This is a genomic window from Histidinibacterium lentulum, assembly GCF_003789055.1.
Taxonomy (GTDB): domain Bacteria; phylum Pseudomonadota; class Alphaproteobacteria; order Rhodobacterales; family Rhodobacteraceae; genus Oceanicola; species Oceanicola lentulus.
In genome coordinates, this window is sequence record NZ_ML119091.1 from 36,711 (window position 1) to 50,696 (window position 13,986).

The 13,986-nt window shown below is 69.9% G+C and carries 16 protein-coding genes; 8 read left to right on the plus strand and 8 right to left on the minus strand.

What is annotated here, in order from left to right:
• Positions 1 to 9: 9 nt before the first annotated feature.
• The gene (locus EAT49_RS18055) at positions 10 to 549 is read right to left on the minus strand and encodes a DUF6653 family protein (RefSeq protein ID WP_123643708.1); all 540 of its coding nucleotides are present in this window, start codon (positions 547 to 549) and stop codon (positions 10 to 12) included.
• Positions 550 to 692: 143 nt separating this feature from the next.
• Here EAT49_RS18055 and EAT49_RS18060 point away from each other — a divergent pair, with 143 nt between their 5' ends.
• Positions 693 to 1,553 carry a DUF3592 domain-containing protein gene (locus EAT49_RS18060; RefSeq protein ID WP_185020825.1) on the plus strand — a complete coding sequence of 287 codons (861 nt, stop codon included), beginning with the start codon at positions 693 to 695 and terminating at the stop codon, positions 1,551 to 1,553.
• A gap of 195 nt (positions 1,554 to 1,748) precedes the next feature.
• Here EAT49_RS18060 and EAT49_RS18065 read toward each other — a convergent pair whose 3' ends face one another.
• A complete protein-coding gene (locus tag EAT49_RS18065; protein WP_123643710.1) occupies positions 1,749 to 2,639 on the minus strand; it encodes a cation diffusion facilitator family transporter in 891 nt (296 codons plus the stop codon).
• Positions 2,640 to 2,771: 132 nt separating this feature from the next.
• Here EAT49_RS18065 and EAT49_RS18070 point away from each other — a divergent pair, with 132 nt between their 5' ends.
• Complete coding sequence (locus EAT49_RS18070; RefSeq protein ID WP_123643711.1) at positions 2,772 to 3,818, plus strand: YihY/virulence factor BrkB family protein; 1,047 nt, start codon at positions 2,772 to 2,774, stop codon at positions 3,816 to 3,818.
• Between the two features lie 250 nt (positions 3,819 to 4,068).
• Positions 4,069 to 5,331, plus strand: a complete 1,263-nt coding sequence (locus EAT49_RS18075; protein ID WP_123643712.1) for an MFS transporter — start codon at positions 4,069 to 4,071, stop codon at positions 5,329 to 5,331.
• Positions 5,332 to 5,349: 18 nt separating this feature from the next.
• On the opposite strand, the gene EAT49_RS18080 is transcribed toward EAT49_RS18075, so the two are convergent.
• Positions 5,350 to 5,883, minus strand: coding sequence for a MarR family winged helix-turn-helix transcriptional regulator (locus EAT49_RS18080; RefSeq protein WP_185020826.1), 534 nt, complete (start codon positions 5,881 to 5,883; stop codon positions 5,350 to 5,352).
• A 76-nt stretch (positions 5,884 to 5,959) separates the two neighbouring features.
• Here EAT49_RS18080 and EAT49_RS18085 point away from each other — a divergent pair, with 76 nt between their 5' ends.
• Both EAT49_RS18085 and EAT49_RS18090 read left to right on the plus strand, forming a co-directional pair.
• Positions 5,960 to 6,349, plus strand: a complete 390-nt coding sequence (locus EAT49_RS18085; protein ID WP_123643714.1) for a RidA family protein — start codon at positions 5,960 to 5,962, stop codon at positions 6,347 to 6,349.
• Between the two features lie 69 nt (positions 6,350 to 6,418).
• Complete coding sequence (locus EAT49_RS18090; RefSeq protein ID WP_123643715.1) at positions 6,419 to 7,450, plus strand: ABC transporter substrate-binding protein; 1,032 nt, start codon at positions 6,419 to 6,421, stop codon at positions 7,448 to 7,450.
• A gap of 30 nt (positions 7,451 to 7,480) precedes the next feature.
• On the opposite strand, the gene EAT49_RS18095 is transcribed toward EAT49_RS18090, so the two are convergent.
• Complete coding sequence (locus EAT49_RS18095; RefSeq protein ID WP_123643716.1) at positions 7,481 to 8,497, minus strand: ribose-phosphate pyrophosphokinase; 1,017 nt, start codon at positions 8,495 to 8,497, stop codon at positions 7,481 to 7,483.
• A gap of 123 nt (positions 8,498 to 8,620) precedes the next feature.
• Here EAT49_RS18095 and EAT49_RS18100 point away from each other — a divergent pair, with 123 nt between their 5' ends.
• From EAT49_RS18100 to EAT49_RS18110, 3 genes are all read left to right on the plus strand, one after another.
• Positions 8,621 to 9,223, plus strand: coding sequence for a 2-hydroxychromene-2-carboxylate isomerase (locus EAT49_RS18100; protein ID WP_123643717.1), 603 nt, complete (start codon positions 8,621 to 8,623; stop codon positions 9,221 to 9,223).
• 52 nt (positions 9,224 to 9,275) lie between these two features.
• Complete coding sequence (locus EAT49_RS18105; RefSeq protein WP_123643718.1) at positions 9,276 to 9,893, plus strand: LysM peptidoglycan-binding domain-containing protein; 618 nt, start codon at positions 9,276 to 9,278, stop codon at positions 9,891 to 9,893.
• Between the two features lie 205 nt (positions 9,894 to 10,098).
• Positions 10,099 to 10,722, plus strand: coding sequence for a glutathione S-transferase family protein (locus EAT49_RS18110; protein ID WP_123643719.1), 624 nt, complete (start codon positions 10,099 to 10,101; stop codon positions 10,720 to 10,722).
• A 54-nt stretch (positions 10,723 to 10,776) separates the two neighbouring features.
• Here the strand turns inward: EAT49_RS18110 and EAT49_RS18115 are convergent, their stop codons facing one another.
• From EAT49_RS18115 to EAT49_RS18130, 4 genes are all read right to left on the minus strand, one after another.
• The gene (locus EAT49_RS18115) at positions 10,777 to 11,841 is read right to left on the minus strand and encodes a threonine aldolase family protein (RefSeq protein WP_123643720.1); all 1,065 of its coding nucleotides are present in this window, start codon (positions 11,839 to 11,841) and stop codon (positions 10,777 to 10,779) included.
• The gene (locus tag EAT49_RS18120) at positions 11,841 to 12,338 is read right to left on the minus strand and encodes a YcgN family cysteine cluster protein (protein WP_123643721.1); all 498 of its coding nucleotides are present in this window, start codon (positions 12,336 to 12,338) and stop codon (positions 11,841 to 11,843) included. Before EAT49_RS18120 ends, EAT49_RS18115 begins: the two co-directional genes overlap by 1 nt.
• A complete protein-coding gene (locus EAT49_RS18125; RefSeq protein WP_123643722.1) occupies positions 12,331 to 13,269 on the minus strand; it encodes a bifunctional riboflavin kinase/FAD synthetase in 939 nt (312 codons plus the stop codon). The genes EAT49_RS18120 and EAT49_RS18125 overlap by 8 nt, the downstream gene beginning before the upstream one ends.
• A gap of 97 nt (positions 13,270 to 13,366) precedes the next feature.
• Positions 13,367 to 13,810 carry a MaoC family dehydratase gene (locus EAT49_RS18130; protein WP_123643723.1) on the minus strand — a complete coding sequence of 148 codons (444 nt, stop codon included), beginning with the start codon at positions 13,808 to 13,810 and terminating at the stop codon, positions 13,367 to 13,369.
• Positions 13,811 to 13,986: the final 176 nt, after the last annotated feature.

A 13,986-nucleotide genomic window follows, 5' to 3' on the forward strand; every position in this document is an offset into this window, starting at 1 on the left:
ATAAGATATTTAAGAACTATTTCGAGTTTCGGGCTTCGGGGGCTCCGTGTCGAGTTCGGCCAGGCTGCCGCCCCGGGCTGTGAAATCGGCCCAGATCCAGGCCATCCGGTCGACGAACCAGAGCTTGGCGCCCGAGATCAGGAGGATGCCCGCCACCACCGCCCAAAGGTCGAGGCGCCAGAGGCCCCAGGCATAGGGCAGCACGCCAAGGGCGGAGAGCGCCGTGAGGGTGCGCGAGGCGCGTTGGTGATGGGGGGCGATGCGGCCCGGGTGGCGCAGGAAGACCCGCTCGCCCAGCACGCCCCGGGCGGCCCAGCCGTCGAGGGTGGCGGGTGCCGCGAAGAGCCGCGGGTTGAGCCAGATCCAGAGGAGCACCAAGGCCACGGCGAGCCACGCCCAGGGGCCGATCCAGACCCGCGACCAGATGGCGAGGGCGAGAAGCGGCAGCGGCGTCGCGGCGCGGGTCCAGACGGACCACGGACTGGCATGGCGCGCCCAGGTGGCGTCGTCCATGGCCATGAGGCGCTCTGCGAGGCGGAAGATGTCCATGGGGGAAGGTGAGGGAGGAAGGGCGGGGAGTCGAGGGGGGGTGCTGTATCTGCGGCATGATTTGCCGGCCGTCGGGCTGGGGCAGGAGCGCACGTGAACTATTGCGGAGCGCGCCACGGCTCGGAGCCCGCGGAGGGCGGCGTGTGGACCTCGCGAAGGACCGTCTGTTGAAAATCATTTACAGAAGGATCGGTGTCGGCGACACTAAACCGGCAACTATCGCAATTTGTATGCAGGCTCGGAACTTCGCAGTAGAAAGATACGATATGGCTATAGAGCGCATGAAACTGTCCCGCCTCGGTGCATTTGTCCGCCGTGGAGGTGGTCATGCGCTGTTTCCTCTCATTCTTGCAATCGCACTGGGAGTCGGCTGGTGGATAACCAGCGAAGAGGTCCGGTTGCTGGAAAATGACGGGGTAGATACAACAGCCACTGTCATATCCAAGGATTGGAGCATCCGGTCCGGCACCAATGGCAATGCAAGCCGGTACTATTATGTCGAAGTGGAGTTTTCGGCACCTCCCGATCAAACCATCTCGGAAACTTCCGAAGTCGGGTCATCCTTTTACTCTAGGCTGGAAGAAGGTGACGAAATTGATATCCGATATTTTGCCCATGATCCGACCCTTGTTGAAATTGACCCCTCAAAGCGCAGTACCTCGGCCTTCTGGCTTGGCCAGCTTGGTCTGCTCATGCTGGTATGGTTCCTCGGAATGATCTGGCACTACTGGCGCGAGAGCGCCAAGACCTTCCGCGCTGTAAATCTTGGTGAAGTGCGAGAAGCACGCGTCACCGGGCATGTCAGCGATGCCACTCCCGGTGTGAAAGACACTCGCAAGAAGAAAGAGCGGAGATACATGCTGAGATGGGACGATGCGAGGGATACGTTCGGCATGGGCGGATCGCTGCGGGAGGACGAGCTTGAGAAATATCCGAAGGGGACCGTGATCGTCACCTATACCGACCCGGTGAGCGGGGAAACGTACTGGGAGGGTCAGATCTGAGCCTTGGCTCCAGGGCGTCAGAGACCGCAAGACCGGTTCGGTTATCTGAGGCGACGCGCCATCAGAGCCGGGTTTTGGGAATAAAGCGCTGCCGCTCGGATGTCGGATCGCCGGTCCGCGGCCCGTCGATGCGCGTCGGCGGGAACCGGGCGCCTCTGTGACTTTGGTCGGGCGGGGTGCGCGCCGGCCGAGATCCTAGTCCAGCACCACGATGGCCTTGGGCTTGGACTTGTGCTCGGGCTCCACATGGATCGTCGCGCGGACGCCGGGGATGGCGCGGGCGATGGCGGCCTCGAGGCGGTCGCAGATCTCGTGGGCCTGAAAGACGGTCATGTCGGAGGGGACGACCAGGTGGAATTCGACGAAGGTGGCGGAGCCCGCGTGGCGGGTGCGCAAGTCGTGGGCCTCGACGGCGCCGGAGCCCTCGGTGGCGATGATCTCGCGGAGGCGGGCGAGGGTCTCCTCGGGGACGGCCTCGTCCATCAGCCCGCTGAGCGAGGAGGTCATCACGCGCCAGCCGGACCACAGGATGTTCAGCGCCACCAGTGCGGCCAGCAGGGGATCGAGGATCCACAAGCCGGTGCCCCAGGCCAGCAGCACGCCCGCCACGACGCCCACGGAGGTCAGCACGTCGGTCCAGAGGTGGCGGCCGTCGGCCACCAGCGCGGGGGACCGGAGGCTGCGGCCGCGGCGCAGGAGGACGGTGGCCCAGGCGGCGTTGAGCGCGGTGGCCACGCCGTTGATCAGGAGGCCCTCGAGCGGCGCCTCGAGGGCGCGGGGGCCGAGGAGGCCGGCCCAGGCCTCGCGCAGGATGAAGACGGCGGCGACGATGATCATCGCGCCCTCGAGCGCGGCGCTGAAGAATTCCGCCTTGTGGTGGCCGAAGGGGTGATTGCTGTCGGCGGGACGCGCCGCCACGCGGATCGCCACGAGGGCGGCGAAGGCGGTGGCGAGGTTGACCGTGCTTTCGAGGGCGTCGGACAGCAGCGCCACGGAGCCCGTCAGCCACCAGGCCAGCGTCTTCAGGCCCAGCACGACGAGCCCCACGGCGAGGCTGCCGATGGCGAGTTTCAGTGCGGCCGACATGGCGCCCCCGTTGTTGCGGCGGGCTTACAGGGGCGGGGGGTGCGGCTCAACCGGCCGTTTCGGCGCAGGGGGTGCTGCCGGTCGAACCGGGAGCGGAGGCTGTGCGTTGACGGCGAGCAAGGCGGGAGCGAGATGCAGGACCGACCCGGCGAAGGACCCGGCCCCGGCGAGGGGGCCACGCCCCATCCCGAGGGAGCGCATCCGGCCGCGCCTGCGGATCCGGAGACGCTGGAGACGGAGGGTCGGGGCCGCGAGGCGTGGCGGCCGCACCGGATCGACCTTGCCGGATGGCGGGACATCTCGCTGCGCGCCGGGGCGCGGGTGAACCGGGATCTCGTGCCGCTGGTGGCGGCGGGCGTGGCCTTTTTCGGGATGCTGGCGCTGTTTCCGGCCATCGCGACGCTGGCGGCGCTGGCCGGGCTGTTCTTCGAGCCGGAGCTCGTGGTCGATCAGCTCGACGCGCTGGAGGGGCTGGCGCCCGCGGAGCCGCTCTCGGTGGTGCGCGAGCAGGCGGTGGCGCTCGCCGGGCAGGCGCCGGCCCAGGCCACGGCGACGGTGCTCGTCAGCCTTGCGCTGTCGCTCTTCTGGGCCTCGCGGGGGATCGACAACCTGGTGAGCGGGATCAACATGGCCCATGCCGAGGTGGAGACGCGGAACATCCTTCTGCGCAACCTCGTGTCGCTCTGGCTCACGGCGGTGCTGACGGCCATGGCGCTGGCCTCGCTGGCGCTTGCCGTCGCGGTGCCGGCGACGGCGGGGGCCTTCGGGCTCTCGGGATGGACCGACACCATCGTCACCTGGGGCCGGTGGCCGGTGCTGGCGCTCCTGTCGGTGGGCGCGCTGGGGCTGCTCTACCGCTATGCTCCCGCCCGGCGCCCGCCGCGCTGGAGCTGGGTCACGCCGGGGGCCGTGCTGGCGACGCTGCTGTGGCTGGGCGGATCGGTGCTGTTCTCGGCCTTCGTGCGCAACTTCGGCAGCTACCAGCCCACCTACGGCGCCATCGCCGGGGTGGTGATCCTGCTGCTCTACATCTGGCTGACGGCCTTCGTGGTGCTTCTGGGGGCGCTTGTGAACGCGGAGATGGAGCACCAGTCCCGCCGCGACACGACGCGGGGCAAGGTCAGGCCCATGGGCGAGCGGCGCGCGCATATGGCGGACACCCTGGGGCGGCGACCCTAGGTTTCGCCCGGCTGCGCCGGGGCGATCCGGGGGGCTTTGCCCCCCGCGACGAAAGCGGGGCTTTCGCCGCTCCCCCCAGGATACTTCAGGCCAGAAAAGCGGGGGGAGGGAGTGTCCGGCCTCTCCGGGGCGGACGGGCCGGGGCGGGGCGCCGCGTGTCGCAAACGGCGGGTGATGCGGCGCTGCGGCGACGGTGGCGACGGGGCGGACGTGGGAGGCGGGGGGAGGCTCTGCGCGGGGGTGGTGCGGGATGGTCAAGGTTCTGTCCGGGGTCTGGGCCCTGCTCATCGGCATCGTGCTGATCATGCTGGGCAACGGCCTGCATTTCACGCTGATCGGCCTGCGCGGGGGGATCGAGGGGTTCTCGGCCGCGGAGCTTGCCGTGGTGACCTCGGGCTATTTCGCGGGGTTTCTCGCGGGCGCGCGCCACTCGCCGGCGCTGATCCGCAGGGTCGGGCATGTGCGCGTCTTCGCGGCGCTGGGCAGCTTCATGTCGGCGGGGCTCATCGCCTTTCCGCTGCTGACCGAGCCCTGGGCCTGGACGCTGCTGCGCGTCCTCGTCGGATTCTGCATGTCGGGGATCTACGTCACCGCGGAGAGCTGGCTCAACGACGCCTCCACCAACGAGACGCGGGGCAAGGTGCTGTCGGCCTACATGATCGCGCAGACGCTGGGCATCATCGGGGCGCAGGGGCTCCTGACCCTGGGCGATGCGGGGACCTCGGTGCTGTTCATCGCGGCGTCGATCCTCGTCTCGGTCTCCTTCGCCCCCATCCTGCTGACGGTGACGCCGGTTCCCGCTGTGGAGGTGGCGCGGCCCATGGGGCTGGGCGCGCTTTTCGCCGCCTCGCCGCTGGGGACGGCGGGGATCTTCCTTCTGGGCGGGGTCTACGCCACGCAGTCGGGGATGGGCGCGGTCTTCGGCAGCCAGATCGGGATGAGCGCGGGGGAGATCGCGCTGTTCGTGGCAATGCTGTTCGCGGGGGCGCTGGTGCTGCAGTATCCGGTCGGCTGGCTCTCGGACCAGATGGACCGGCGGCGGCTGATCCTTCTCGCCGCGGCGCTGGGGGCGGGCTCCTGCCTTTGCGGCTGGATGGCGGGGGACCGCCTGGTGCCGCTGATGGCGGCGGCCTTCTTCGCGGGCGGGGTGACGACGCCGCTCTACGCGCTCTTTCTCGCCTATGTGAACGACTACCTGCCGGCGGAGGACATGGCGGCGGCCTCGGGCGGGCTCGTGTTCTGCTTCGGGCTCGGGGCCATTCTCGGGCCGCTGATGGCGGGCTGGGGGATGCAGGTCTTCGACCCCTTCGCCTTCTGGCTGGTGCTCGGCGGGACCTTCGGGGCGATCGCGGTCTATGCGCTCTACCGCATGACGCGGAGCGCCGCGGTGCCGGTCTCCGAGACCGAGAGCTATCTCGGGGTGCTGCCGACCGCCTCGCCGGTGGCGGTGGAGGCGGCCGGCGTCTGGTCGGCGGAGCAGGCCGGAGCGGAGCGCGAGGACGGGGCGGGCTGACGCGCGCCCCGCGCCGTGTCAGGTGGCGGCGCCGTTCGCGGCCGCGCGCGCGGCCTCCACCGCAGAGAGGGCCTGCGAGAGCAGGACGTCGAGCCGCTCGAGCTCGGCCGGCTCGATCCCGCCGAGGAGCGCCCGGAGTTCGCCCGCGTGCAGGGAGATCGCGGCATCGGCCCTGGCCAGCCCCTCGGGAGTGAGCTCGACGATGACGCCGCGTCGGTCGCCCGGGTCGGGGCGCCGCCGCACGAGCCCGAGGCCCTCCACCCGGTCGATCCGGGCGGTCAGGGCGCCCGAGGTCAGGAGCGATTCGGCCAGGATCGCCGCCGGGCGCATGGCGAAGGGCGGTCCCTGGCGGCGCAGGGTCACGATCAGGCTGAAGGATTCCCAGGTCAGCCCCTCGGCGTCGAGCCAGCCGCGGGCCTGCTGGACCAGCCCGCCCGACAGCCGCAGGAGCCGCGCCAGAACGCCGATCGGCAGGAGGTCGATGTCGTCGCGGACCTCCGACCACTGCTCGAGGATGTGGCTGACCGAGTCTCGGGCTGGCACGGAATCCATGTGTCGCTCCATGTAAAGTTTCTTTGCGTCGAGAGAAATCTCGGCTAGCTTCAGGATACCTAGCGGGGAGACTCACGTGGCGCGAGATTTCATAAAGGGCGACTGGCAGCAGGGGCGGGCGTTTTCGCCGGCGGTGGTGACGACCGATACCCGGAAAACGATCTGGCTGGCCGGGCATGGCGGCCTGAAGTCCGACGACGGCACGGTGCTGAAGGGGGATTTCGACGCCCAGTGCCGGCAGTGCTTCCGCAATCTCGAGAAGACGCTCGCGCCGGCCGGAGGCACGCTGCGGGACATCGTCACGATGACGGTCTTTCTGACCGACGTGCGCCAGACCACGCGGATGACCGAGATCCGCACCGAGATCTTCGGAGACGACTTTCCCGCGAGCGCGGCCATCACCGTGACCGGCTTTGCGGTGCCGGAGATGCTGATCGAGATCCAGGCCGTGGCGGTCCTGGACTAGACCGCACAGGCTCCCGCAGGCCGGGCGCCGCCCGGACCGGGGGGCGCAACAGGACAGGGAGGATATTTCATGTCCATCACGAAGACCGGACTGATGGCCGCGGCACTGGTCGCGGTGGCGGGGCCCGCGCTGCCCCAGGACATGACGACGCTCAGGGTCCTGACGCCGGTGCCGCGCACCGCGTCCTGGTATCCGGTGCTCGTCGGCGAGGCGCTGGGCTATTTCGCCGATGCGGGCATCACCCTGGAGCTGGTGCCCGGAGGCGACCTGCCCGCGACCTCCTTCATCGAGAACGGCACCGTCGACATCGCCAGCATCGACGCGCCGCAGGTGGTCCAGGCGCAGGCGCGGGGGCTCGACATAGACGTCGTCTACGAGGTGATGCACGGCGCCGTCGAGGGCATCTTCGTCAACGAGGACAGCGCGGCGCAGAGCGTGGCGGACCTTTCCGGGACCTCCATCGGGATCGTCGGCGAAAGTGACCGCGCGCTGCTGCTGACCGCGCTCGACATCGGCGGCGTCGCGGCGGACGAGGTGCAGATCGTGGTGCTCGGCGAGAGCGCGCCACTCCTGTCGAACTCGCTCGCCGGCGGGCAGGTCTCCGCCATCGTCGGGGGCCCGTCGGACCTCGTGTCGCTCAGGTCGCAGGGGCTGTCGATCCGCAACATCCTGCCCGAGGAGATCGGCGATCTTCCGGCCAACTCCTACGTCATGCGCACGGACCGGATCGAGGAGATGCGGCCGCTGCTGGAGGCGTTCTTCGAGGCCTGGGCCAAGAGCGTCTATGCGGGCGAGGCCGATCCGGAGATCGTGCAGGCGATCGCGGCGCAGGCCGTGCCGGAGGACTGGGTCAATCCGGAGCTGGGCCAGCTTCTGCTCGACCTCGGCCTGTCGCTGCACCGGCCAGACAACGGCATCTACGGCGAGCTGCGCTCGGACATCTGGACGAACCTTCAGGAGGACCTGATGGCCGCGGGGGAGACCGACCGGATGTTCGACAACGCCGAGTTCCTGAACGACGCGTTCATCGAGGCGGCCAACGGGTTCGACCCGGCCGAGGTGGAGGCCGATCTGGAAGCCTGGGCCGCGGAAAACATGTAGCGGTGCGCCGGGCGGCGGCGCCTGTCGTGCTCAGGCCGCCCGGTACATGCCCTCGTAGATCGGCACCAGCGTCTCGTGGTCGAACAGCGACGAGACGGAGGTGCCGTTCCAGATGTTCAGGATCGCCTGGGCGAACATCGGCGCGGTGGGGACGATGCGGATCTGCGGGCAGGCCACGACCGCCGCGGAGGGTTCGATCGAATCGGTGATGACGAGGCTCTTCATGACCGATTTCGAGATCCGGTCCACCGCGGGGCCGGAGAGCACGCCGTGGGAAATGTAGGAATGCACCTCGGTCGCGCCCTCGGCCATGAGCACCTCGGCGGCCTTGCAGAGCGTTCCGGCGGTGTCGCAGATGTCGTCGACGATGATGCAGCGCTTGCCGGCGACCTCTCCGATCACGGTCATCTCGGCCACCTCGCCCGGCTTCTCGCGGCGCTTGTCGACGATGGAGAGGGGGGCGTGGATGCGGGTGGCCAGTTCCCGCGCGCGGGCGACGCCGCCCACGTCGGGGCTGACGATCATCAGGTCGGAGAGGTCCCCGAAGTGGTGGCGGATGTCGAGGGCGAAGATCGGCGAGGCGTAGAGGTTGTCCACGGGGATGTCGAAGAAGCCCTGGATCTGCGCGGCGTGGAGATCCATGGTCAGGACCCGCTCGATCCCGGCCTCGGCGATCAGGTTGGCCACGAGTTTCGCGGAGATCGGCGTGCGGGCCTTGGTGCGGCGGTCCTGGCGGGCATAGCCGAAATAGGGAATCACCGCAGTGATGCGCGCCGCCGAGGAGCGGCGCAGCGCGTCGGCGATGATCAGGAGCTCCATCAGGTTGTCGTTGGCGGGCCGGGACGTGGGCTGGACGATGAACATGTCCTCGCCGCGCACGTTCTCGAAGACCTCGACGAAGATCTCGCCGTCGTTGAAGCGTTCGACGCGGGCGTCCACCAGCCCCACGGACATGCCGCGGTGCATCGACATGCGCCGGGCGACGGCGCGTGCCAGCGGCAGGTTGGCATTGCCGGAGATGAGCTTCGGTTCGATGATGCTGGGCATGGGCGTCTCCCGGGGCGGCAGCGGAGATGTGTGACGGCGGGGTGACGCCGTTGACACCGCCTAGCACGACCGTAGGTTCGCGCAAGCCGCGGCGCACCGGATGCGACGCCGAGGGGGGTTCTGATGCCGCAGATCGACTATTTCTTTTCCACCTTCTCGCCCTTCACCTATCTCGCCGGCGACGAGCTGGAGCGGATCGCGGAGCGGCACGGGGCGGAGGTCACCTATCGGCCGCTCGACATCGTGGCGCTGTTCGCGCGCACCGGGGGAACCACGCCGGCCGAGCGGCATCCGAACCGGCAGGCCTACCGGATGCAGGAGCTGGAACGCGGCGCGAAGAAGCGCGGCGTGCCGATGAAGCTCCGGCCCGCATACTTTCCGACGAACCCGGCGCCGTCGTCCTATGCCGTGATCGCGGCGCAGGCGGCGGGGGGCGGCGACGTTGGCGCACTGGTCCGGGGCTTTCTGCGGGCGGTCTGGGAGGAGGACCGGGACATCGCGGACGACGCGGTGGTGCGGGAAGTGCTCGGGGCGGCGGGGTTCGATCCGGGACTCGCGGACCGGGGGCTGCTGGCGGGGGCGGAGGCCTACGGGCGCAATCTGGAGGAGGCGGTGGAGCGGGGAGTCTTCGGCGCGCCCTTCTACATCGTGGCCGAGACGGATCAGCGGTTCTGGGGGCACGACCGGCTGGACGATCTGGACCGGCATCTGGCCGGTAAGCTCTGAGGCGGCGGAACGCGGGCGCGCCGGGGCCGTTCGACCGGAAAGGAGATCCGCCATGAGACGTGCGACCCCCCTTCTCGGCCTGTGCCTCGTCATCGGGACCGGTCCCGCCGGCGCCGAGGGCGTCTGCGGGGACACCTACCGGGTGAAGCCCGGGGACCGGCTCGCGGATATCGCCGACACCTGCGGCGTACCGCTCGCGCAGCTCTACGAGCTGAACGTGATCGCCAGCCCCTCGGGCCTGTCGCCGGGCGCGGTGCTGCGCTTGCGGCCCGGCGAACCGGCGACGAACGGCCATGAGGTGAGGCCGGGCGACACGGTGCGGTCGGTCGCGGAGCTGCATGACGTGTCGGTTCCGGCGCTGCTCGCCGAGAACGGCCTCGATCCGACGCCGGAGCTCGTGCCGGGCATGGAGCTGATCATTCCGGGCGACGACGGGGCCCCGCCGGAGGAGGATGGCGGGCGGGTGCTGACCGGGACGATCTCGCGGGGCGTCGAATGCCCGATCCTGACCACCGCCGAGGGCACGGTCTGGTCGCTCGCCGGCGAGATCCCGCAGGAGGCCATGGGACGCGAGGCCCGGGTGACCGGGACATTGGCCGAGATGTCCTTCTGCATGCAGGGCGACGGCACGCTGAACGTGGAACAGGTGGAGCTTCCGGAGGCGGAGTGAGCGCCCGTGCCGGCCTGGCGCCGGGGGGCATCAGCCCCTCACTTCCTGTGGGGAGACGCTTGCGGCCGGCGCGCGTCGCGTGAGATGCACCCGGGGCATCCGGTCCGGCGACGGGATGACGCGGGCCATGCCCTCGGGGACAAGCCCCTGTCTTCTTCGTCGCCGCAGCATCCAGCGCCGGAAACCGACCCAGAGGTGAACCGACATGACGACCCTGTGCTACGCCAAGAAGACCTGTGCCATCGGCATTCATGTGCTGATGGAGGAGATCGGCGCGCCGTACGATCTGCGGATCGTGGATTTCTCGAAGAAGGAGCAGAAGTCGCCGGACTACCTGGCACTCAACCCGAAGGGCAAGGTGGCGGCGCTGGTGCGCGACGACGGCAGCGTGGTGACGGAGTTCGCGGCCATCGCCATGTGGCTGGCGCTGCAGCATCCCGAGAAGAACCTGATGCCCACCGATCCCGAGGGGATGATCCGGACGATCGAGGCGCTCGATTACGTCGTGGGGACGGTGCACATGCTGTCCTGGCGCATGTACCGCCGCCCGGATGCCTATTCCGACATTCCCGAGGCGATGGAGCAGTTGAAGCAGCGCGGCAGGGACGCGATGATGGCGGCGTTCGAGGTGGTGGACGCGCAGCTCGCGGGCAGGGAATGGATGGTGGGCGAGCGGCTGACCCTCGCCGACGCCGCGCTCTACTACAACGAGTACTGGGCCGTGGATGTGGCGGGCTGGGAGCTGCCGCCCAACGTGGCCGCGCATTTCGAGCGCATGAAGGAGCGGCCCTCGGTGCAGGCGAACCGGGTTCTCGAAGGGGTGGCCTGAGGACGGCGGAGAGGCCGGGCGCGCGCCCGGCCTACCGGGCCCGGGCGCGGATCGTCAGGCGGCTTTCGTCTCGAGCGCCGTGCGGAGGTGCCCGAGGAACGTGTCGACGGCCTCCTCGGAGGTGGCCCAGTCGCAGACGAAGCGGCCGATGACGGGCGCCTCGGGATCGTCGCTGTGGCCCATGACGTAATAGACGGCGCCGGCGGCGGTGAGCCTGTCATGGAGCCGCATGGGCCAGGAGACGAAGATCATGTTGGCCTCGGGTTCTGCGAGGACGGTGTCGCCGAGGCCGAGGGCGCGCAGGCCCGCGGCGAGGCGGGCGGCGGCGGCGTTGGCGCGGGCGGCGAGGTCGAGCCAGAGATCGCCTGCCAGATAGCCCTGCATCTGACCCGAAAGGGTGCGGTGGCGGGAAAGGAGATGCCCGCCGCGCTTGCGCCGGAGCTGCATTTCCCAATCGGGATCGGGGTCGAAGAGGATGCAGGCCTCGACCGCCGGGCAGCCGTTCTTGGTGCCGCCGAAGCTGACGGCGTCGACGCCGGCCTTCCAGGTCATCTCTGCCGGCGTGCAGCCCAGGGCCACCAGCGCGTTGGCGAAGCGGGCGCCGTCGAGATGGACCTTCATGCCGCGGGTGGCGGCGACATCCGAGAGCGCTGCGATCTCGTCCGGCGTGTAGAGCGTGCCGCGTTCGGTGACGGAGGTGATCGTGACCGGGCCGGGCTGGGCGCGGTGGACGGCGCCGCCGCGGCCCGCGATGGCGTCGAGGAGCGTGTCGGGGGTCATCCTGGCGTCGGGCCCGGCCGCGACATGGGCCATGGAGGCGCCACCGGTCATCGCCTCGACGGCGTTGCACTCGTCCTCCCAGACATGGGCCTGGGGGGTGCAGAAGATCGACTCCCATGGGTTCGCCAGCGTGGCGAGGAGGAGCGCATTGGCCGCGGTGCCGGTGGAGACGAGGCGCACGGCGGCGCGGGGGGCCTCGAAGATCTCGCGGATGCGGGCCTCGACGGCGGCGGTCGTGTCGTCGGCGCCATACCCCAGGGCATAGCCGCCGAGGGCGTCGGTCATGGCCGAGAGGATCGCGGGATGGGCGGGGCCGGCATTGTCGGAGGCGAAAAACACTAGAGGTCCTCTATGATGTGGTCTTCCCAGTCCTCTTCGGGGACCAGGGCTTCGGAGAGGGTGAGGCCGCGGACGGAGGTGCCCGAGCTGTGCACGGTCTCGGGATCGCCCGATACCAGCGGATGCCACCAGGCGAGGTCGCGGCCCTCGTGGACGAGGCGGTAGGCGCAGGTCGCGGGAAGCCAGTAGAGGTGATCGGGCAGGGTGGAGGGCGTCAGGCGGATGCATTCCGGCACGAAGCTGTGGCGGGTGCCGTAGGAGCCGCAGAGGCAGGACGTGTCGTCGAGGAGCTTGCAGGCGATCCGGGTCAGCGCCACCTCGCCGGTGGTGTCGTCCTCGAGCTTGTTGAGGCAGCATTTGCCGCAACCGTCGCAGAGCGCCTCCCATTCCTTGCCGGACATGCGCGAGAGCGGCGTGTCGCGCCAGTAGCGGTCGCGCAGGCCGGTACGGTCGATCGGGTCGAAGGCGGGCGCGGGCCGGGGGCGGGACCTAGGCATGGGCAAGGATGTCCCGGGCGCGCAGGCAGTCGGCGTCCATCTGGGCGATGAGCGCCTCGACGCCGTCGAAGCGTTCCTCGGGGCGCAGGAACTCCACCAGCGCGACCGACAGGTGCGTGCCGTAGAGATCGCCCGCGAAGTCGAAGAGGAAGGTCTCGCAATTGGCGCTGTTGACGCCGAAGGTCGGGCGCACGCCGATGGAGGCGGCGCCGTCGTAGCTGCCCTTGTGGGGGCCGGAGAGCACGTCGGCCTTGACCGCGTAGACGCCGAATTTCGGCGGGTGCAGCCCCTCGATGGAGAGGTTCGCGGTGGGATAGCCGAGGAGGCGGCCGCGCTGGTCGCCCTGGATCACCGGCCCGTCGATGCGGTGCCAGTGGCCGAGCATGGCGGCGGCGTCGCGGGGGCGGCCCTCGGACAGGGCCTCGCGGATCGCGGTGGAGGAGACGCGTCCCGGCCCCACCGACAGAAGCGGCGCCACGGTCACGCCGAAGCCCAGGGCGTCGCCGTGGCGGGTCAGGTCGGCGGCGGTGCCGGCGCGGGCCTTGCCGAAGCAGAAATCGGTGCCGACGACGACATGGGCGAGACCCAGCGCCTCGTGGAGGATGCGGCGGCTGAAGGCCTCGGGCTCGAGGTCCGACAGGGCGCGGGTGAAGGGGAGTTCGTAGAGCACCTCGACGCCGAGCTTCTCGAGCCGGTGGGCGCGGGCCTCGGCGTTCATCAGGCGGAAGGGGGTGCCGCCGGGGTTGAAGACCTCGCGGGGGTGGGGCTCGAAGGTCATGACGCCGAGGGGCGCGAAGGCCGCGCGGGCTGCGGCGCGGGCGGTGTCGATCACCGCCCGGTGGCCGAGGTGCACGCCGTCGAAATTGCCGATGGCGGCCGAGGCCCCGCGCGCGGCGGGGTCCACATGGGCGATGTCGCGGACGATGCGCATGGGCCGGGGGGTAGCGGGCGGCGCGGGGCAGCGCAAGCGGGGGCGCGCTCCTCCGCCCTTGCGGGCGGCGTCACGGCTTCGGGCGGCGTCGCGGGGGTCAGTCGAACTTGGCGGAGGGGGCGAGGACGAGGGCCTCGCCTTTGAGGACGGGCTTGCCGTCGACGAGGCACCGGGTGTCGAGCGTCACGCGCCTGCGGGAATGGTCGATGGCCACGACCTCCACCTCGGCCGTCACCCGGTCGCCGGGGCGGACGGGGGCGAGGAATTTCAGGGACTGGCCGAGATAGACGGTGCCGTGGCCCGGAAGCTGCTCGCCGATCACCGCCGACACGAGGCCCGCGGTGAGCATGCCATGGGCGATTCGGCCCTCGAAGATCGTGTCGCGGGCGTAGTCGTCGTCGAGATGGACCGGATTCCGGTCGGTGGAGACCTCGGCGAAGAGCTCGATGTCGCGGTCGGTGACCTCTTTCGAGAGCGAGCGGGTCATGCCGATCTCGAGATCCTCGATCACGATCGTGCCGCGGGGCTGGTTGTCGAGCATGTCGCGCTCCATCGGGTAACATGGTTCCGCTTGGCGGGTATCTTGCGCAACTTAATTGCGTCGCGGGCGCGAGATGTCAAGGGCGGAGGGGCTCCGCCCCGTCCCGGCCCGTGGCCGGGACTCCCCGGGATACTTCCGGCCAGAAAAGCGGGGCACGAGGCGCCCCCGGGGCAGGG